General features: G+C 74.4%; 15 protein-coding genes and 1 pseudogene. 7 read left to right on the forward strand and 9 right to left on the reverse strand.

Annotated features, from left to right (window positions below; all coding sequences use genetic code 11):
• The first annotated feature begins 64 nt into the window (after positions 1–64).
• From trpS to OG896_RS14480, 3 genes are all read left to right on the forward strand, one after another.
• Positions 65–1,078, forward strand: coding sequence for a tryptophan--tRNA ligase (gene trpS, locus OG896_RS14470; protein WP_329365619.1), 1,014 nt, complete (start codon positions 65–67; stop codon positions 1,076–1,078).
• A gap of 129 nt (positions 1,079–1,207) precedes the next feature.
• The gene (locus tag OG896_RS14475) at positions 1,208–1,780 is read left to right on the forward strand and encodes a 2'-5' RNA ligase family protein (RefSeq protein WP_329365621.1); all 573 of its coding nucleotides are present in this window, start codon (positions 1,208–1,210) and stop codon (positions 1,778–1,780) included.
• A gap of 478 nt (positions 1,781–2,258) precedes the next feature.
• The gene (locus OG896_RS14480) at positions 2,259–3,137 is read left to right on the forward strand and encodes a hypothetical protein (protein ID WP_329365624.1); all 879 of its coding nucleotides are present in this window, start codon (positions 2,259–2,261) and stop codon (positions 3,135–3,137) included.
• On the opposite strand, the gene OG896_RS14485 is transcribed toward OG896_RS14480, so the two are convergent.
• The gene (locus tag OG896_RS14485) at positions 3,115–3,627 is read right to left on the reverse strand and encodes a carboxymuconolactone decarboxylase family protein (RefSeq protein ID WP_329365625.1); all 513 of its coding nucleotides are present in this window, start codon (positions 3,625–3,627) and stop codon (positions 3,115–3,117) included. The genes OG896_RS14480 and OG896_RS14485 overlap by 23 nt on opposite strands.
• 49 nt (positions 3,628–3,676) lie before the next feature.
• Here OG896_RS14485 and pdxR point away from each other — a divergent pair, with 49 nt between their 5' ends.
• Positions 3,677–5,161, forward strand: coding sequence for a MocR-like pyridoxine biosynthesis transcription factor PdxR (gene pdxR, locus OG896_RS14490; RefSeq protein ID WP_329365628.1), 1,485 nt, complete (start codon positions 3,677–3,679; stop codon positions 5,159–5,161).
• A gap of 30 nt (positions 5,162–5,191) precedes the next feature.
• On the opposite strand, the gene OG896_RS14495 is transcribed toward pdxR, so the two are convergent.
• The 5 genes and pseudogenes from OG896_RS14495 to OG896_RS14515 all read right to left on the reverse strand — a co-directional run.
• Positions 5,192–6,697 carry an LCP family protein gene (locus OG896_RS14495; protein WP_329365630.1) on the reverse strand — a complete coding sequence of 502 codons (1,506 nt, stop codon included), beginning with the start codon at positions 6,695–6,697 and terminating at the stop codon, positions 5,192–5,194.
• Between the two features lie 519 nt (positions 6,698–7,216).
• The gene (locus OG896_RS14500) at positions 7,217–8,206 is read right to left on the reverse strand and encodes a malate dehydrogenase (protein ID WP_329365632.1); all 990 of its coding nucleotides are present in this window, start codon (positions 8,204–8,206) and stop codon (positions 7,217–7,219) included.
• Positions 8,207–8,446: 240 nt separating this feature from the next.
• A complete protein-coding gene (locus OG896_RS14505) occupies positions 8,447–9,304 on the reverse strand; it encodes a helix-turn-helix transcriptional regulator (RefSeq protein WP_329365634.1) in 858 nt (285 codons plus the stop codon).
• A 663-nt stretch (positions 9,305–9,967) separates the two neighbouring features.
• Positions 9,968–10,384, reverse strand: a complete 417-nt coding sequence (locus tag OG896_RS14510) for a DUF3017 domain-containing protein (RefSeq protein ID WP_329374014.1) — start codon at positions 10,382–10,384, stop codon at positions 9,968–9,970.
• A gap of 12 nt (positions 10,385–10,396) precedes the next feature.
• Positions 10,397–11,273: pseudogene (locus OG896_RS14515) on the reverse strand (bifunctional methylenetetrahydrofolate dehydrogenase/methenyltetrahydrofolate cyclohydrolase); the annotation flags it as partial.
• A gap of 201 nt (positions 11,274–11,474) precedes the next feature.
• Between OG896_RS14515 and OG896_RS14520 the strand changes: the two are divergent.
• Complete coding sequence (locus tag OG896_RS14520) at positions 11,475–12,155, forward strand: RDD family protein (RefSeq protein WP_329365636.1); 681 nt, start codon at positions 11,475–11,477, stop codon at positions 12,153–12,155.
• 506 nt (positions 12,156–12,661) lie between these two features.
• Here the strand turns inward: OG896_RS14520 and purH are convergent.
• Both purH and purN read right to left on the reverse strand, forming a co-directional pair.
• On the reverse strand, positions 12,662–14,245 hold the full coding sequence (gene purH, locus OG896_RS14525) for a bifunctional phosphoribosylaminoimidazolecarboxamide formyltransferase/IMP cyclohydrolase (protein WP_329365638.1): 1,584 nt from the start codon (positions 14,243–14,245) through the stop codon (positions 12,662–12,664).
• Positions 14,242–14,865, reverse strand: a complete 624-nt coding sequence (gene purN, locus OG896_RS14530; RefSeq protein WP_328468259.1) for a phosphoribosylglycinamide formyltransferase — start codon at positions 14,863–14,865, stop codon at positions 14,242–14,244. Before purN ends, purH begins: the two co-directional genes overlap by 4 nt.
• Before the next feature lie 237 nt (positions 14,866–15,102).
• Between purN and OG896_RS14535 the strand changes: the two genes are divergently transcribed.
• A complete protein-coding gene (locus tag OG896_RS14535; RefSeq protein WP_329365639.1) occupies positions 15,103–15,984 on the forward strand; it encodes a hypothetical protein in 882 nt (293 codons plus the stop codon).
• A gap of 43 nt (positions 15,985–16,027) precedes the next feature.
• On the opposite strand, the gene OG896_RS14540 is transcribed toward OG896_RS14535, so the two are convergent.
• Positions 16,028–18,076, reverse strand: a complete 2,049-nt coding sequence (locus OG896_RS14540) for a cell division protein PerM (RefSeq protein ID WP_329365641.1) — start codon at positions 18,074–18,076, stop codon at positions 16,028–16,030.
• A gap of 155 nt (positions 18,077–18,231) precedes the next feature.
• Here OG896_RS14540 and OG896_RS14545 point away from each other — a divergent pair, with 155 nt between their 5' ends.
• Complete coding sequence (locus OG896_RS14545) at positions 18,232–19,656, forward strand: hypothetical protein (RefSeq protein ID WP_329365643.1); 1,425 nt, start codon at positions 18,232–18,234, stop codon at positions 19,654–19,656.
• The last annotated feature ends 29 nt before the right edge of the window (positions 19,657–19,685 follow it).

A 19,685-nucleotide genomic window follows, 5' to 3' on the forward strand; every position in this document is an offset into this window, starting at 1 on the left:
TCGAAGGATCGACGGCATCGCCCGGGGGTGTGGGCGCGGGCCCGCGGCCTGAGAGAATGGAGGTATGGCCAACCTGCGACCTCGTGCCCTGTCCGGCATCCAGCCCACTGCCAGCTCGTTCCACCTGGGCAACTACCTGGGTGCGATCCGGCAGTACGTCGCGATGCAGGACACCCACGACGCCTTCTACATGGTGGTGGACCTGCACGCGATCACCGTGCCGCAGGACCCGGCGACGCTGCGCGCCAACACCCGGCTGGCGGCCGCGCAGCTGCTGGCCGCGGGCCTGGACCCGGAGCGCTGCACGCTCTTCGTGCAGAGCCACGTGCCCGAGCACGCGCAGCTCGGCTGGCTGATGAACTGCATCACCGGCTTCGGCGAGGCGTCCCGGATGACGCAGTTCAAGGACAAGTCGGCCCGGCAGGGCGCCGACAGCACCACCGTGGGCCTGTTCACGTACCCGATCCTCCAGGTCGCCGACATCCTGCTCTACCAGGCCGACGCGGTGCCGGTCGGCGAGGACCAGCGGCAGCACATCGAGCTGACCCGGGACCTCGCGGAGCGGTTCAACGGGCGGTTCGGCCAGACCTTCAACCTGCCCGCGGCCCACATCGTGCGCGAGGTCGCGAAGATCTACGACCTCCAGGACCCGACCGCGAAGATGAGCAAGTCCGCGGCCTCCGCCAAGGGTCTGGTCAACCTGCTCGACGAGCCGAAGGTGTCGGCGAAGAAGTTCCGCAGCGCGGTCACGGACACCGACACGGTCATCCGGTACGACGAAACGGAAAAGCCGGGCATCAGCAACCTGCTCAGGATTCACTCCGCCCTCACTGGCACCGGAATCGCCGAACTCGAGGAGCGATACGCGGGCAAGGGCTACGGTGCGCTCAAGACCGACCTCGCGGAGATCTTCGTGGCGTGGGTCACACCGTTCCGCGAGCGCACGCAGGAGTATCTGGGAGACCCCGAGACGCTGGACTCCGTTCTGGCCAAGGGAGCCGAGAAGGCACGGGCCGTCGCCGCCGAGACGCTGGCGCTGGCGTACGACCGGATCGGCTTCCTGCCGGCGAAGCACTGAAGTACCGGCCGTACGGCCGGGTGGATCGGGTTGTGACGCACGTCGCTGTCCGGTTCCTCGGCATGCGCGCGACACTGAGCAGGACGAACGAGCACGACCGTGAGGCGACCCGGGAAAGAGGTGAACGCAGTGGGTACCACCACCATCGGCGTGTCCATCGCGGTCCCGGAGCCGTACGGACGGCTGTTGCAGGAGCGGCGGGCCGGGTTCGGTGACCCCGCGGCCTTCGCGATCCCCACGCATGTGACGCTCCTCCCGCCGACGGAGGTGGCCCGCGAGGAGTTGCCCGGCTTCGGCCGGCACCTCTCCCGGGTCGCCTCGTACGGGCGGCCGTTCGTGATGCGGCTCGACGGCACCGCGACCTTCCGGCCGGTCTCCCCGGTGGTCTACGTGCGGATCGCCGAGGGGGATGCCGCGTGCGGTGAGCTCCAGGAGCAGGTGCGGTCCGGGCCGGTGGCCCGCGAGCTCCAGTTCCCCTACCACCCGCACGTCACCATCGCGCACGGCATCGCCGAGGATGCGATGGATCGGGCGCAGGCCGAGCTGGCGGGGTTCGCCGCCGAGTGGACCGCGTCCGGCTTCGCCCTCTACGAACAGGGCCCCGACGACGTCTGGCGGCAGCTCCGCGTCTATCCCTTCGGCGCGGAAGACCTCCCCCCGCTCCCCCACCAACACGGCCGCCGCGTCACCGCCCCACGGTAACGAGCCCCCCCGGGCACCCCGGACCGCTGGTGGGTCCCCGCGCCGTTCCCCGCGACCCTTCGGGGTGCTTGCCCGCCACGTTCACAGTGCCGGTGCGTTGTGGCTGGCCGCGCAGTTCCCCGCGCCCCTGGGTATGTGCGGCTCCCTCCGCGAAAAAAGCCGCACCAAGTGAGGCGCGCTGTGCAGCGGAGGCGCGCCACAAACAAGGGGCGCGGGGAACTGCGCGACCAGCCCCTCACCGGGGGAAGATCCGGAGACCCCCGCAAGGGGCAAGCTCTGCGGACGCTCAACGCGCCAACAGAACCCGGCCGAGGAGGCAGTACGGGGGCACCCGAAAGGAGCGAGGTTCGTTCCGCGGAAGACCCGCAAGTTGCCCAGGGGCGCGGGGAACGGCGCGACAAGCCACCCACCGGGGGATGGTCCCGAGACGGGCGGGACCGGGGCACCCGGGGGGTCGGGGGCGCCGTAACATCGGCGAATGGGGATCGGACTGGTCGCGGCGCTCGGCGCCGCGGTGTGTTTCGGCGCGGCAACAGCACTGCAAGCGATGGCCGCACGGGTCGCGGGAGAGGGCCGCGGCGCCGCGGGGCTGCTCGTGGCCGCTGCCCGCCAGACCCCGTACATCGCCGGCCTCGCCCTGGACTGCGCCGGCTTCGTACTGGAAGTCATCGCCCTGCGCGGCCTGCCGGTGTACACGGTGGGCGCCGCGCTGGCCGCGAGCCTCGCGGTGACCGCGGTCCTGGCGAGCCCGCTGCTCGGCACGCGGCTCGCCCGCGGCGAGTGGGCCGGGGTGGCCACGGTCTGCGGCGGGCTGGCCCTGCTCGCGCTGGCCTCGGGCGGCGAGGGCTCGGGCCACGGCGGCAGCACCCTGCGCTGGGCGATCCTGGCGACCGCACTCGCGGTACTGGCGCTGGGCGCGCTACCCGCCGGGAGGCTGCCGCAGCGGTTCCGGGCCGCGCTGCTCGGCCTGGGCGCGGGCTTCGGCTTCGGCGTGGTGGAGGTCGCGGTGCGGCTGCTCGACCCGGTCACGGCGCGGGCGCTGGTCACGAACCCGGCGTCGTACGCCCTGCTGGTCGGCGGCGGCGCCGCCTTCCTGCTGCTGACCTCGGCGCTGCACCAGGGCTCGGTCACCGCGGCCACCGCGGGGATGGTGCTGGGCGAGACGGTCGGCCCCGCACTGGTCGGGGTGCTCGCGCTGCACGACAGGACCCGGGCCGGCTGGGCCCCGGCGGCCGTCACGGGGTTCGTGCTGGCGGTGGCCGGCGGGCTCGCGCTGGCCCGCTACGGGGAGGGCGGGGCGCCGGCGGAGGCCGCCGACGCCGAGCCGCAGGGCGTCAGGCTCGGGTCACGGGGCTGAGCCGGCAGGTCACGCCGATCCGGTTCCAGGCGTTCATCGTCACGCACAGGGCGATCAGCCGGGGCAGCTCGTCCTCGTCGAAGAGCGCGGCGGCACCGTCGTAGGCGGGGTCGGGGACACCGTGGGCGCCCAGTTCGGTGACGGCCTCGGCCAGCGCGAGGGCGGCGCGCTCGCGCGCGGTGAAGAACGGGGTCTCGCGCCACACCGTCAGCCCGGTGAGCTTCTGCTCGGTGACGCCCAGCCCGCGGGCGTCGGCGCTGTGCTTGTCGACGCAGTACGCGCAGCCGTTGAGCTGCGAGACGCGCACCCGCACCAGCTCGCGCACGACCGGGTCGAGCCCGGCGGACGCGGCCTTGTCCAGCGCGAACATCGCCTGGTAGAAGTCCGGCGCCTTGTCGTTGAGGTCGATCCGGCGCGGCGGCGGGGCCACGGTGGCGTCACCGGCGGCGCCGGGGGCCGGGGCGGAAGAGGTCTGCTCGGAAGTGCTCATACCGCCAACGTAGCCGCGAAGTGGCTCCGTCCCGTGGTCCACTTGCCGTATGACTGCACGGGCCACTTCCGGGGAGCAGGGGCGCCGCGCCGCGCCTGGCCGCGCGGGCGGATACGACCTGCTGCTCGACCTCGCCGCCCAGCGCGATCAGGGGGCGGGGGCGCGGGCGGGGCTGGAGGCGGCGCTGCGCGAGGCGGTGCGGGACGGGCGGCTCGCGCCGGGCACGCGGCTGCCGTCGAGCCGGGCGCTCGCCCGCGATCTGGGCCTGGCGCGGAACACGGTGGCGGACGCGTACGGGCAGCTCGTCGCGGAGGGCTGGCTGACCGCGCGGCAGGGGTCGGGCACGGCGGTCGCGGCGCGCCAGGCCACGCCGCCGGTACGGGCCGGGGCCGCCCGGGCGCGCGCCGCCGAGGGGCCGCCGGGGATGGTGCCGGACGCGGTACGGCTGCCGTACTCGCTGTGGCCCGGCTCGCCGGACGTCTCCGCCTTCCCCCGGGCCGCCTGGGGCGCCGCCGCACGCCGGGCGCTGACCGCGGCGCCGAGCGAGGCGTTCGGGTACTCCGACCCGCGCGGGCGGCCCGAGCTGCGGGAGGCGCTCGCGGCGTATCTGGCCCGGGTGCGGGGCGTGCGGGCCGACCCCGAACTGCTGATGGTCTGCACCGGCTTCGTCCAGGCGGTCGGCCTGCTCGCCCGGGTGCTGCGCGCCCGCGGCGGGCGCCGTATCGCGGTGGAGGAGCTGGGCTTCCCCGACACCCGCACGCTGCTGCGGGCCGCCGGGCTGGAGACCGTACCGCTGCCGCTGGACGGCGACGGCGCCCGGGTGGAACGCCTCGACGGCACCGTGGACGCGGTGCTGCTCACGCCCGCGCACCAGTTCCCCACCGGCGTCCCGCTGTCGCCCGCGCGCCGCACCGCGGTCGTCGACTGGGCTCGTGCCACCGGCGGCCTGGTCTTCGAGGACGACTACGACGGCGAGTTCCGCTACGACCGCCAGCCCGTCGGCGCCCTGCAGAGCCTGGCGCCCGAACACGTGGTGTACGCAGGCACCGCGAGCAAGAGCCTGGCGCCCGGGCTGCGGCTGGCGTGGATCACGGTGCCGCCGCACCTCATGGACGCGGTGGTCCGGGAGAAGCGGATGGCCGACCACCACTCGCCGGTGCTCGACCAGTTGACGCTCGCGGAGTTCATCGGGTCCGGCGCGCACGACCGGCACGTGCGGCGGATGCGGCTGCGCTACCGGGCCCGCCGGGACCGGCTGGTGGCCGCGCTCGGCGAGCGGGTGCCGTCGGTCCGGGTCTCCGGCATCGCCGCCGGGCTGCACGCGGTCGTCGAACTCCCGCCGACGGCGGGCCCGTTGGAGCAGCTGACCGAGCGGGCCCGGCAACGCGGTCTCGCGCTGGGCGGGTTGGACCTGCTGGGTGCCCGTACCGCCGCCCGACCCGCGCTGGTGATCGGCTACGCCACCCCGCCCGAGCACGCGTTCGGCGGGGCGCTGGACCTGCTGTGCGAGGTGCTCGCGGAGTTCTGCGGCTGACCTGGACCAGCCACCGGCGCCCCGACGCCCTTACGGCGCCGAGTCCTTGATGTTCGGGCTCAGTGCGTAGGCGTGGGTCGGCGAGGTGCTGCCGTAGGTGTGGTCGGAGGAGGTGGGCTGCCCGGCCGCGTTCAGGCCGATGACATCGTCGAAGGTACTGACCTGCGCGCACTTGCTGAGCTTGGAGTTGGCGCCCTCGAGCGCTGCCTTGCTGTCGGAGGGCGTCGAGGCGGACTTGCCGCCCGGGTACACCGTGCCGGTGGTCCAGTCGGTGCCGAGCAGCAGCACGATCCCGTTGCCGGTGCCCTGCTTGACCGCCTTCGACGGCAGCCCGAGCGCCTTGGCGACGGTCTGGGCCTGCGCCTGCTCGCCGGCCGGGTAGCTGAGCGACGTGGTCGTGGTGTCCGGGCCGTCACCCGAGCTGGTCTGCGGGCTGAAGCCCTTGCCGATCAGCTCCTGCGCGATCGCGCCGGCCCGGCCGATGGCCCGCGAGCCGTTCTGCACCTGCACGGCGATGGTGCCGGGCGCCACCGTCGGCGTGGCCGCCGCCTTCGTCTTCGCGCCGCTGCCCGTGGTGAGCGACTGGTCGTCGATGATGGTACGGAACAGCGCGGGCGCGCTCGGCTTGCTGATCAGCGTCTCGTCGACGCCGTTCACCTTGGTGTCGTAGGTCTGCAGGGTGGCGTAGGTGATCCGGTTCTGCGGGACCTTGTTGAGGTCGTTCGCGAGGCCGATCAACTTGGTCGGCGTGTCGAGCGCGTTGTCCACGGTCAGTGCGGAGGTGGCGGCGTTGGCGAGCTTCCACAGCTTGGTCGGACTGCTCAGCGTGCCGTGGCTCTTGAGGGTGCCGACCAGCGAGTTGAGGTAGATGTGCTGTGCGACGGTGCGGCCGCGGCTGTCACTGGAGTCGCCGAAGCCGTGCCGGGTACGCAGGAACTCCAGGGCCGCGTCGCCCTTGAGCACGTGGTTGCCCTTCTTCAACTTCAGGTGGCTGTAGGGGTCGTAGACGTTGTTGTCGACGCAGACGGGCACCCCGCCGACCGCGTTGGACATCTTCACCACCCCCTTGAAGTCGACCATCATAAAGTGGTCGATGGGTATCCCGGTGAGCTGGTGCACGGCGTCCACGCTGCATCCCGGGCCGCCGTTGAGCGCCGCGTTGATCTTCTGGTCGGTCTGCGGGCCCATGCTGGGGTGGCCCTTGTCGTGGCAGCCGCTCCAGCTGGCGACCAGGTCGCGGGGGACGCTCATCACGGTCGCGTTGGAACGGTCGGCGGATATGTGCACCACCATCTCCACGTCGGCACGGGCGCCGCTGGAGTCGGCGGCGCCGCCGAGCTTCTTGTCGCCCGCGTCGGTGCGCTGGTCCGACCCGATCACCAGCAGGTTGATCGGGGTGCGGCCGAACGCGTCCGGCTTCTCCGTGCCGGCGCCGTTCTTGCCGTTGGCGGACAGGTCGTCGGACTTGATGTTGCCGGACAGCTTGAAATACGCGTAGGCGGCGGCGCCGCAGCCGAGCAGCAGCACGAACCCCATGGTCAGGCCGACGATCTTCAGGGCCCGCCGGCCGCCCCGCTTGCCCCGCCTCCGCTGGCTCCTGCGAGCCGCGGCACGCCCGCCGCCGGCCGGCCCCGGCGCACCCGCCCCGGGCGGCGTGCCGTCCTCTGGCGCCCCGCCGGCCCCCGGCACGGCGCCGCTCCCCGGGCGCCCCGGGGCGTGCCTCCGCGAACCACTGGAGGACCTGGTCATACGCGTTTCCCCGCAACCTCGAACGGAACACACCTGGCAGGAACGCCAACAGAGACCCACCAAACCCGCGCCGGGTTGCAGTCCGCTCACGACTTCACAGCGTTCCTTCACCCCGTCTCCACATTCGGGGTGGTCATTTGGGGGCGATTCGCCTGTATCGCCCAGGCATTGTGACCAACCCGACAGCGCCACGGGGGTGCGGACGCGTACGGCCCCGCCCCTCAACGGATGAGTGGCGGGGCCATACGGAACCGGCGTGCCGGGCGCCAGGACCGGAGGCGTGCCGGTCCGGCGGCCCCCGGTGGATCAGATCAGGCCGAGACCGCGGACCGCGTCGCGCTCCTCCGCCAGCTCCTGCACCGACGCGTCGATGCGCGGCCGGGAGAAGGCGTTGATGTCCAGGCCCTGGACGATCTCGTACGAGCCGTTCTTGGTGGTCACCGGGAAGGAGGAGATCAGGCCGGCCGGGACGCCGTAGGAACCGTCGGAGACGATGCCCATGGAGGTCCAGTCGCCGTCGGCGGTGCCGTTCACCCAGGTGTGCACGTGGTCCAGGGCGGCGGAGGCGGCCGAGGCGGCGGAGGAGGCGCCGCGGGCCTCGATGATGGCCGCGCCGCGCTTGGCGACGGTCGGGATGAAGGTGTCGGCGAGCCACTGCTCGTCGTTGATCACCTCGGCGGCGTTCTTGCCCGCGATCTCCGCGTGGAAGACGTCCGGGTACTGGGTCGCGGAGTGGTTGCCCCAGATGGTGACGCGCTTGATGTCCGCGACGGCCGCACCGGTCTTCTTCGCGAGCTGGCCGAGCGCGCGGTTGTGGTCCAGCCGGGTCATCGCGGTGAAGCGGTCGGCGGGTACGTCGGGGGCCGCGGACTTCGCGATCAGCGCGTTGGTGTTCGCCGGGTTGCCGACGACCAGGACCTTGATGTCGTCGGCCGCGTGGTCGTTGATGGCCTTGCCCTGCGGCTTGAAGATGCCGCCGTTGGCCTCCAGCAGGTCGCCGCGCTCCATGCCCTTGGTGCGGGGGCGGGCACCGACCAGCAGGGCCACGTTGGCGCCGTCGAACGCGGCGTTCGGGTCGTCGAAGATGTCGATGCCGTGCAGCAGCGGGAAGGCGGCGTCGTCCAGCTCCATGGCAGTGCCCTCGGCCGCCTTGAGGCCCTGCGGGATCTCCAGCAGCCGGAGCTTCACCGGCACGTCCGCGCCGAGCAGGTGGCCCGAGGCGATACGGAAGAGGAGGGCGTAGCCGATCTGGCCGGCCGCTCCGGTGACGGTGACGTTGACGGGAGTGCGAGTCATTGCCTTCTCCTGGCCTTCTGCTTCGGGTGGTGCTGCGGGTGGTACTGGCGGGTACTCGGTCGCCCCGGCAGTGGCCCGAGCGGCCCCGAACGTGGATCTCTCGGCGTCAAGAGAGCCAGTCGCCAGGCTATCGCGCGCCGCGCGCGGAGATGACGCTGCCTCCTGTGGCCCGGGTCACCGACGGCGGTACGTGCGCCGTACGGGGCCGGGTCGTACGGCGCGGCGCCGTCAGCCGGATCGTCAGCCGACGCACACGCCGAGCAGGATCAGGCCGAGGCAGAACGGGGAGTGGGACGGGCTGGGGTCCGGGGTCGGGCCGGCGCTCGTGGGCGGGGCGGAGGGCGGGTCGGCGGAGCCGCCGCCCGTGGCGGTGCCGCCGCCCGCGCCGCCGTTCGCGCCCGCCGCGGGCGGGGTCGTGGCGGGGGCGCCCTTGCCGCCCGGGGTGCCGGTGGCGGAGGTTCCGGCCGAGCCCGTCGATCCGTTCGGGCCCGCGCCGGACGCCGACGGTTCGCCGCCGCCGGTGAGGGGCTGGTCCACGCCCCCGGGGTTCTGGTCGCCCGTTCCCGCGGTGGCGGTGCCGCCCGGGCCCGGCGACCGCGGGGTGCCGCCGCCCCCGTGCCCGTGGGCCGGTGCGGAGGCGCCGGGTGCGGCGGGCGCCGTCAGCGACGGGTCCGCCTGTCCCGCGGGGGCCCGGCCGGTGCTCGGTCCCGCCGTCAGCAGGACCGCGGTCAGCGCGCCCACCGCGAGCAGGGCGACCGTGGCCAGCAGCAGGAACTGCCGGCGGCGCCCCGGCAGCCCCTCCTCCGCGCCGAGCGGGTCCAGCGGGTCGGGGTGCGGCACCGCCTTGCCCCTGCCCCGGTCACCCGTACCGGTGCTCGCCTTCTCCGCCAGCCGCCACAGCTCGCCGACCCGGGCGTAGTCCGCTCCGCTCGCCTGGGCCAGCACCTCCACCGCGTCCAGCGGCGGCAACTGCCGTCCGGCCAGGACCCGTTCCCACGTCTCCACGGGTTGCGCGGTCCGCGCGGCCAACGCGGGCACCGTCAGGCCGCTGCGGTCCTTCATCCGGCGAAGCTGCGTGGCAAGCCGCCGCACGTCCATCGGAATACGGTGCGCCAACGGCTCCCACTGCCCCACGGCAACCCCTCGCCCTCACCCGACCCCGTTTCCCGGCCACGCTAGGACGACGTTCCCTCAACCGGACGACTTTCCCCCGACCCCCACCGTTTCAGCCCCCACCGTGCTAAGCGAGCGCCCCAAGGGCGCCCCTCCCCCGGCTCCGCCACCCCGCGCTGTCAGCCTGCCCCCGCCCGCCGTCCGGCAACCCGCTGACCGCGCAGTCCCCCGCGCCCCTGGGACCGTGCCCCTTGCGGTCGTGCCTTCACCTTGCGGTGCGTTGTGGCCGGTCGCGCAGTTCCCCGCGCCCCTGGGAAGCTGCGGGTTCTTCCGCGAAAGGAGCCGCACCAACTGAGGCGCGCTGTGCAGCGGTGGCGCGCCACAAACAAGGGGCGCGGGGAACGGCGCGACCAGCCATCAACCGGGGGAAGATCCGGCGACCCCCGCAAGGGGCAGACCCTGCGGGTGTCAAGCCCGCCAACAGAACAAGCTCAAGAACGCGGTAGGGGGCACCCGAAAGGAGCGAGGTTCGTTCCCCGGAAGACCCGCAAGTCACCCAGGGGCGCGGGGAACGGCGCGACAAGCCACCCACCGGGGGGTGGTCCCGGAACCGACAGGACCACCCACTTCGGGGGGACAGGGCCAAGCTCAGCGCACAGAGAAGTGAATGACGTCCTCCAGGAACGGAATCCGGATCAGGGGGTCCGGCTGGGCCATGAGCCCGAGCAGAACGATCGCCGCACCGAGAATCCCGTAGGTGATCACGTCAGTGAACCTGCTGCGGATCGCGAGCATCCCGACAGCGGTGAGCGCCCAGCGCAACACGGCACCCAGAAGCAGCGACGCCCCGATCAGGACCGTGCCGGCCCGAAACGCCCCGGCCGCGGTGACGATGAGCCCGATGATCGCCCCGGCGATGACCACGATGATCGGCCACTGCCGGGCGGGCGCGGGCGCGTCGCTGCCGGCCGCACGGCCCCCACCCTCGGGCCGGGCGATGCCACGCGTGGCCTCGGGCCGCCCGCCGGGCTCGCGCGGCACGGAACGCGCGGTGCCGTCGGGCACCTCCGCGGGAAGGCCCGCCGCCTCAGCCGACATGGCCCGCCGCCGTGCGCTCGGCCGCTTCCACGACGTTCTGGAGCAGGAGCGCGCGGGTCATCGGCCCGACCCCGCCCGGGTTCGGCGAGAGCCACGCGGCGACCTCGGCGGCACCCGGGTGGACGTCGCCGACGATCTTGCCGTTCTCGTCACGGCTGACGCCGACGTCGAGCACGGCCGCGCCCGGCTTGACGTCCTGCGGCTTGACGATGTGCGGCACGCCCGCCGCGGCCACGATGATGTCGGCCTGCCGCAACTGCGCCGACAGGTCCCGGGTCCCGGTGTGGCAGAGCGTCACCGTGGCGTTCTCGGACTTGCGGGTGAGCAGCAGCCCGATCGACCGCCCGACGGTGATGCCACGGCCGACCACGACCACATGCGCACCGTTGATCTCGACGTCGTGCCGCCGCAGCAGCTCCACGATGCCGTTGGGCGTGCAGGGCAGCGGCCCGGGAACGCCGAGCACCAGGCGGCCCAGGCTCATCGGATGCAGCCCGTCCGCGTCCTTCTCCGGGTCCATCAGCTCCAGCACCCGGTTGGTGTCGATGCCCTTGGGCAGCGGCAGCTGCACGATGTAGCCGGTGCACTCGGGGTCGGCGTTGAGCTCGCGGACGACCGCCTCGATCTCCTCCTGCGTGGCGGTGTCCGGCAGTTCGCGCTGGATGGAGCCGATGCCCACCTGCGCGCAGTCGCGGTGCTTGCCCGCGACGTACCACTTGCTGCCCGGGTCGTCACCGACCAGCAGGGTGCCGAGACCGGGCTGGACACCGCGGTCCTTGAGCGCCTGGACGCGGACGGTCAACTCGGACTTGATCGCGGCGGCCGTGGCCTTGCCATCGAGAATCTGGGCGGTCATGGCTCCATACTCGCGGATCTGCCCGGCGGGCGACCAATCCGCCCGCGAACCGGACACCGGGCGGGCTCCGCAGGGCCTGCGGGCGCGGCGCGGAACGAGACCGGTCCGGCCAAACCGGGCAAGCCTGCCCCTTGCGCGCTCCCCCGCCCGGGCCCGACGATGTGCGCGCACGCCCGTCCCCTGCTGCCAAGGAATCCGCTCGTGAGCCAGCCCCCCGGTCCTGCCAACCCGTACGGTGACCCGCCTCCGCAGCCCTTCGGGCAACCGCCGTCGGCCGGCCAACCCTCGTACGGACCGGGTCCGTACCCCCAGGGCGGCCAGCCCTACGGTGCCGGTCCCGGCTACCAGGCAGGTCCGTACGGTTACCCGGCCCCGAGCAACCTCCCGCCCGGCATGCCGCCGCCGGCCAGTTGGGGCGCCCGCCTCGGCGCCATGCTGCTGGACGGGCTGATGTTCAACCTCATACCGAGCGGCCTGTTCTTCGCCGGCTACGGCCGGTTCGCGAGCAAGCTGGTCGACGCGTGGAACACCTGCGACGACCACGACATCCCGCGGTCGCAGTGCACCACCCCGAGCGTGCCCACCAGTTCGGCCATGCTCATGCTCGTCGGCGCGCTGCTGTCGCTCGCCGCGCTCCTCTTCCTCGCCTACCGCGAGGGCCGCACCGGGCAGACCCCCGGCAAGCGCATCGTCGGCATCCGGCTCCTGCGCGAGGCGGACGGCTCCGCGCTCGGGTTCTGGCGCGCTTTCGGCCGCCGCATCCTCCACGCACTCGACTCGCTGCCCTGCTGCCTCGGCTTCCTCTGGCCCCTCTGGGACGAGAAGCACCAGACCTGGGCGGACAAAATGGTCCACACCGTGGTTATCCGTGACAACGGTTGACCGGACCCACCGGGTGCCCCCGGACCCCCGGTTCCGGGACCACCTCCCGGTGGGTGGCTCGTCGCGCCGTTCCCCGCGCCCCTGGGCTTGTGCGGCTCTTCCGTGGAACGAACCTCGCTCCTTTCGGGGGCGCCCCCTCCCGTGTGCTTGAGCCCGTTCCGTTGACGCGCTGAGCGTCCGCACAGTCTGCCCCTTGCGGGGGCTCCCCGGACCTCCCCCCGGTCATGGGCTGGTCGCGCAGTTCCCCGCGCCCCTTGTTTGTGGCGCGCCTCCGCTGCACAGCGCGCCTCACTTGGTGCGGCTCCTTTCGCGGCGGGAGCCGCACATACCCAGGGGCGCGGGGAACTGCGCGACCGGCCACAACGCACCGCAAGGTGAAGGCACGACCGCAAGGGGCACCGTCCCAGGGGCGCGGGGAACGGCGCGACGAGCCACTCACCGGGAGGTGGTCCCGAGACGGGCGGGAGCGGGGCACCCGGGGGGTCAGGGGCACCGCCCCCGCGAGGTCAGTGGAAGAAGTGGCGGGTACCCGTGAAGTACATGGTGACCCCGGCCTTCTTCGCAGCCTCGACGACCGCCTCGTCACGGATGGACCCACCCGGCTGGGCCACCGCCTTGACGCCGGCGGCGGTCAGCACTTCAAGCCCGTCGGGGAACGGGAAGAACGCGTCGGAGGCGGCGTAGGAACCCGCGGCGCGCTCCACCCCGGCCCGCTCCACCGCCAGCTTCGCCGAGTCGACCCGGTTGACCTGCCCCATGCCGACCCCGACGGTCGCCCCGTCCTTCGCCAGAAGGATCGCGTTGGACTTGACCGCCCGGCAGGCCCGCCAGGCGAACGCGAGGTCGGCCAGTTCGGCGGCGGACAGCGGCTCACCGGTCGCGAGGGTCCAGGTGGACGGGTCGTCGCCGTCGGCCTGGAGCCGGTCCTTGGCCTGCACGAGGACGCCGCCCTCGATCGGGCGGTGCTCCGTGGTGGCGGCGGGCGCGTCGGCGCAGCGCAGCACGCGGATGTTCTTCTTGCGGGCCAGCACCTCGACGGCGCCGTCCTCGTAGGCGGGGGCGACGATCACCTCGGTGAAGATCTCCGCGACCTGCTCGGCCATGGCCACGGACACCGGACGGTTGACCGCGATGACCCCGCCGAACGCGGAGAGCGGGTCGCAGGCGTGCGCCTTGCGGTGCGCGTCGGCGACGTCGGCGCCCACCGCGATCCCGCACGGGTTGGCGTGCTTGATGATCGCCACGCAGACGCCGTCGTGGTCGTAGGCGGCCCGGCGGGCGGCCTCGGTGTCGACGTAGTTGTTGTACGACATCTCCTTGCCGTGCAACTGCTCCGCGCCCGCCAGGCCGGTTCCGCTGCCGTCGGTGTAGATCGCCGCGCCCTGGTGCGGGTTCTCGCCGTAGCGAAGGGTGTTGAGGCGGGTGTACGTGGCGCCGGTGAAGGCGGGGAACTCGTCGTCGGCGCTGTAGCCGTCCAGGAACCAGGAGGCCACGGCCACGTCGTACGCGGCGGTGTGCTGGAACGCCCCGGCGGCCAGCCGCTTGCGGGCGGCGAGGTCGAAGCCGCCGTCGCCCACCGCGGCGAGCACGTCGGCGTAGCGGGCGGGGCTGGTGACGACCGCGACGGAGGGGTGGTTCTTGGCGGCGGCCCGGACCATGGAGGGGCCGCCGATGTCGATCTGCTCGACGCACTCGTCGGGGCTCGCGCCCGAGGCGACGGTCTCGCGGAACGGGTAGAGGTTCACCACGACCAGCTCGAACGGCTTGACGTCCAGCTCGTCGAGCTGCCTGCGGTGGTCCTCCAGCCGCAGGTCGGCGAGGATGCCGGCGTGCACCCGCGGGTGCAGGGTCTTCACCCGGCCGTCCAGGCACTCGGGGAAGCCGGTCAGCTCCTCGACCTTGGTGACGGGCACGCCGGCGGCGGCGATCCGCCCGGCGGTCGAGCCGGTCGACACCAGTTCGACGCCGGCCGCGTGCAGGCCGCGGGCCAGCTCCTCCAGACCGGTCTTGTCGTAGACGCTGATCAGCGCGCGGCGGATGGGCCGCTGCGTCCCGCGGTCCTGCGGGGTGTCCTGGGAGGTGGCGCTCATGCCGGAATCAAAACCTTTCGTCCCTCAATGCGGTAGCCGTCACGCGACAGGCGTCCCACCACGTCGACGAGCAGCCGTCGCTCGACTTCCTTGATGCGCTCGTGGAGCGCTTCCTCCGTGTCGTCCGGCCGGACCTCGACCACGCCTTGGGCGATGACCGGGCCGGTGTCGACGCCGTCGTCGACGAAGTGGACGGTGCACCCGGTGACCTTGGCGCCGTACGCGAGCGCGTCCCGCACGCCGTGGGCACCGGGGAAGCTGGGCAGCAGCGCCGGGTGGGTGTTGACGAACCGGCCGCCGAACCTGGCCAGGAACGCCGGGCCGACGATCTTCATGAAGCCGGCCGAGACCACCAGGTCCGGGTCGTACGCCGCGGTGGCCTCGGCGAGCGCGGCGTCCCAGCCGGCCCGGTCGGCGTGGTCCCGCACCCGCACGGTGAACGTGGGCAGCCCGGCGCGCTCGGCCCGCTCAAGGCCCGCGATCCCCTCGCGGTCCGCACCGACCGCCACGATCCGCGCGCCGTACGCCGGGTGGGCGTCGATGGCGTCGAGCAGGGCCTGGAGGTTGGTGCCGGAACCGGAGACGAGGACGACGAGACGAGCAGGAGTGCGGGCGGCCACGGAGGGGGCCTCTCTCGGGCGTGCGGGAATCCCGCGAACGGGGACCCTGGCGGCTGTATTTCGGGCTGCTTGGATGTTTCTATGAGACCGGGGCCGCTCGAATTCGGGGAACCCTACGAGTGCGCCGACCGTCAGCAACGATACCGGCACTCCGGACGGCCCCCACGGGACGGGGGAGCCTGCGGGCGGTAGCGTCTGGGGGAGAACACGTACGCGACAGGAGTCGAGCCCAAGGGGATGGCGCATCACATCATGAGCAGCGGCCGCATTGAACTCGCGCTGCGCGCGCCCGAGGGCGATCGGCGGGACAACCCGTTCGCGCCCCCGCCCGAGGGTGCCCCGGACCGCCCGTGGCAGCCCAGGCAGCCCTCCGGCGACCCCGGGCATCAGGGTGGCGGGGCAGGTGGGTCCGGCGGCTCCGGGTCCGGCTCCGGGGGTTCGGGCGGCACCGGTTCCGGTGGCGGCTCGGGCGACCACGGCTCAGGTGACCACGGCTCGGGCGACCACGGGCAGCAGGGCGGGCCGGAGCACCCGCACGGCGCCCCGCAGGCGTGGGGCCACCAGTGGAGCAGCCGCCAGCCGCAGTCCGGCCGGCCGGACCCGTTCGCCCGCCGACCCGGGGACCAGCAGGGACCGACCGGGCCGCAGGGCCAGGGCCCGCGCTTCGACCCGACCGACCCGGCCCAGCGCCGCTCGCGGTACGCCCTGATCTGCGGCGGCTGGGGGCTGATCTTCTCGCTGCTCGGCTGGACCCCGCTGGGTCTGCTGCTCGGCGCGCTCGCCCTCTACTGGGGCGTCAGCGCGCTGCGGATGTCCCCCGAGGACCGCGCCAAGGCCCGCGCCCAGGCCGCCTCCGCGCTCGCCGACGCCACCCAGTCCCCCCGCCCGGCGCCGCCCGCGCCCGGCCCGGACGCCCAGCGCTCCTTCCTCACGGCGGCCTGGACCGGCGTCATCACCAGTGCGCTCACCCTCGCGATCGTCGGCGCCACCTACGGCTTCCAGATCGCCTACCGCGACTACTACGACTGCAAGTCGGACGCGCTGACCGCTCCGGCCTCGCACGCCTGCCAGAAACTCCTGCCCTCCCCGCTGCGCGGCCTGCCCGCCCTGCGGGACTGACCGCCAGGGCCGGCGCCGTCCGGCCATCGCTCAGGGGTCGGGCCTAGAGCCCGTCGGGTTCGGGCTGCCCGGCGGGCGGGGGTTCGGCCGGCGGCGCCGGTGGGACCGAGGGCTCGGCGGGTGAATCCGCGGACGGATCGGTGGCCGGCTCTGCGGGTGGGTCAGCGGCCGGCTGCTGCCCGGGGGGTTCCGCGGCCGACTTCACGGACTCCTGCACGGGTGGTTCCGCGGGCGACTTCACGGGCTCCTGCTCGGGCGGATTAGCGGGCGACTTCACGGGCTCCTGCACGGGCGGTTCGGCTCCGGAACGGGTGGACGGTTCCGCGGGCGGGTCGGCCGGACGGGGTGGGACCGGGGTCGGCGGGGCCGCGGGCGGGGCCGGAGGCGCGGGGGGCGCTGAGGGCGGCAGGTCGGGCAGCGGTGGCGGAAAGAGCGGCAACGGGGCCGGGTTGGGCCACGGCAGCGGGTCGGACCGCGTCGGGGCGAGGCCGGGCAGCGGCGGCGGGAAGGCGGTCGGCGCGGACGGGGCCGGCTTCGGCACGAACGCGGGGGCGCCCTGCGCCGGCGGGCCCGGGGGCGCCGGAGACACCGCTTCGCTCGGGCCCTGCTCGCCGGTACCGCTCCCCGCCGACCTGCGCAGCCGCGCCCACGACACGTCGGGCATCCGCGGCCGGGGCACCCGTAGCTCACCGACCAACGACCGCCACGGGTGCGGCGGATGGGCCACGTGGTAGCGCAGCACCAGCGCGGCCGGCACCGCGATCACCAGCGTCCACCCGGCCGCCGCGGCCCCCGCCAGCCACCAGGCCGGCCCGAAGTCCGCGAGCCTGCGCAGGCCGAGCGCACCCCCCGACCACGCGGCGAGCACCGCGAACCCGGCGCCCAGCACGAGCGAGGCCCCGGCCGTGACACGGACCGTGCTCCACACCGGCCAGGCGTCGTTCCCGACGAACCACGCCACCGCGAGCGCGACCAGCGCCGGGACCGCGAGCGTGGTCCAGCCGACCCAGGACGTACCGCGGTCCGGCAGCGCGGCCAGCAGCGGGAAACCGGGCAGCAGCAGGTGGCCGGAGGCGCCGGTCGGGGCCACCGAGGTGCCCGTGCCGACCGCGAAGCCGACCCCGAGCGCGTACGACGCCGCCCACACCGCGAGGTTGGGCACCAGGCCGACGGCCAGCAGCAGCACCGAGACCCGCCCCACCAGCGGCGCGCTGAGCTGCTGGTACGTCTGGCCGACCGCTCCCATGTGCCAGACCAGCGCGGCCGCGCCGATCAGGGCGCCGCCGGCCACCAGCAGCGCGCCGGCCATGGCCGCGGCCCGCACCGCCGCGCCGACCTCCTCGGCGTAGGCCCGGTGCACCCGGTGGAGGCGGGCGCCGCGGAAGCGGTCCAGCGGCAGCCGTTCCGGCCCGGGCCGCCCGCAGCCCGCCCACGCCCCGCAGCCGGCCGCGGTGCCGGAGAAGAGCAGCACGTACAGGGCGGTGAGCGGATCGACGTGGACGGAACCGCCGGTGGCGTAGACGACGACGATCGCGGCGAGGGTGAGATAGCCGGCGAGCACCCACCCGGTCACCGCGGCGGCGGCGCGCAGCCGGGCCGAGCCGGTGAGCCGTCCGTCGGGGTCGTCGCCGGGCGAGCCGGGCGAGCCGCCGTGGGCAGCCGGGCCGCTCGCGCCCGCGTGACCGTCGGAGCCGTCTTCGCCGGTGGCTCTCTCCGGCCCGTCGGCGTCCTTGCCGTCGACCGCGGCGGCCACGGCCGAGGACGTGCCGCGGAAGACCAGCCACGCGGGCAGCACGCTGAGCAGCAGCGGCGCCACGGCGACGGGCGCGGGGTCGCCGGAGAGCGTGTCGGTACGCACCAGGTCCGCGCCCTGCGTGAGCAGCCACAGGTCGGCGCCCACGTGCAGGGCGCCGCCGAGACTGGTGTCGGGGAAGGGCGAACCGATCCACAGCATCAGCACGGCGGCGGCGATCCCGCCGAGTCCCAGCCCGGCGGCGACCGCGCCCGCGGCCAGCGCGGACACGCGGAGCGCGGCCCAGCGCGGCGGCGGGGCGGATACGGAAGCGGTCAGCGGCTCGCTCGTCTGCGTCACGGCCACCCATGGTGACAGGAACACCCGTTTCGCCCCGGGAGAAGGCGAAAAGCCGACGTGTCGGCCATGATGTGCCCTATGTGTCATTTTTTCGGACCGTCATGTCAACGGATGGACGCCACCGGTGCGGCGGGGGCCCGGCGGAAGGCGGTCCGATGAGTTCGCGGCGCAAGTCCCGCAAACGGTCGGCCGCGGCCAGGTCCGCCCGGCCCCGCCCCTCGACCCGCCCGGCGGCGCCCGCGGGCACGGGTACGCCCGCAGGCGATGGTCAGGGCACGGCGCCCGCCGCGGACGACGGTCAGGGCACGGACAAGGCCGCCACCGCCGGGTCGGGCCCGGGGGCGGGCCGCGGCGGGCGGAAGGCCGGCCGGGAAGCCGACCGGAAGAAGGCGGCGGTCGCGGGCAACCGCACGTACGCGGGCGCGGACACCCGCGCACCCCGCGCGGCAGGCGGCCCCGCCAGGACCCCCGTGGGCGCGGGCGCGGCAGCCCGTACGGCCCCCCGGTCCGCTGCACTCGTGGCGGCCGCCGCTCCGACCGCCATCGGCGCCGCCACCCTGACGGCACCTCAAGTGCCGTTCGACGCCGAGGTGGTGACGGCACCCGCACCCGAATCCGCGCCCGAATCCGCGCCCGCGTCCGCACCGTACGTATCCGAAGCCGCGTCGCCCACCCCCGCCCCGATCCCGGCACCGGACCTCGGCCTTCCCGCCGATGCCACCCCCGACGACGCCTTCGACGCCCTCTACCGGCATGCCGCCGGCGCCCTGTTGCGCCAGGTGGACCTGCTCACCGGTGACGCGTCCCAGGCGCGGAGGTCCGTGGCGTACGCGTACGACCTGGTCTGGCAGCGGTGGCCCGAGGTGGCGCGGGACAGCGACCCGGTGGGCTGGCTGCGCGCGGCCGCGTACGACCACGCGCTGGCGCCCTGGCAGCGGTGGGTGCCCGCGTGGGCGGGCGGGCACCGGACCCGGCCGCGTACCCCCGACGACCCGCTGGCGGCAGCCCTGCTCACGCTCCGCCCGACCCAGCGCAAGGCGCTCCTGCTCCACGACGGGCTCGGGCTCGATCTGCCGGCGGCGGCAGCGGAGGTGGAGGCCAGCGAGGAGGCGGCCGCGGCCCGGATCATCGCGGCCCGCGAGACGCTGACCGAAGCCGTACCGGACCTCGCGGAGGAGGTGCTGCCGGCGCGGCTCAGCGCACTGCTCGACGGCGGCGCCGTCCCGGACTCCGGCCCGGACTCCGGCGCTGGCGCGGACGCCGGCCCCGGCGGGGACTCGGGCTCGAACTCCGGTTCCGTCGCCGAGCCGCCGGACCTCCCCGACGGCGTGCGGGCCGCGAGCGAGCGCGGGGCGCGGCATCGTACCGTCGGGGCGTACGCCCTGACCGCGGCGATCGCGGCGGCCACCACGGTCGCGGTGATCCTCACCCCGGCGCACCAATCGGCGCACCGTGCACGGCAGTCGGGCCCGGGCGCGCACGCTCCCGCCCGGAGTGGCGACCGGCCCGGCCCCGCACAGCACGGCGGCGCGGGTCCGCTCCCTTCCGGGAAGCGGACCCGCGCCGCCGTGAACCACTGAGCCGGGCCCGGTCCGGGCCCGGTGGCGGG

It is taken from the genome of Streptomyces sp. NBC_00669 (genome assembly GCF_036226785.1).
Taxonomy (GTDB): domain Bacteria; phylum Actinomycetota; class Actinomycetes; order Streptomycetales; family Streptomycetaceae; genus Actinacidiphila.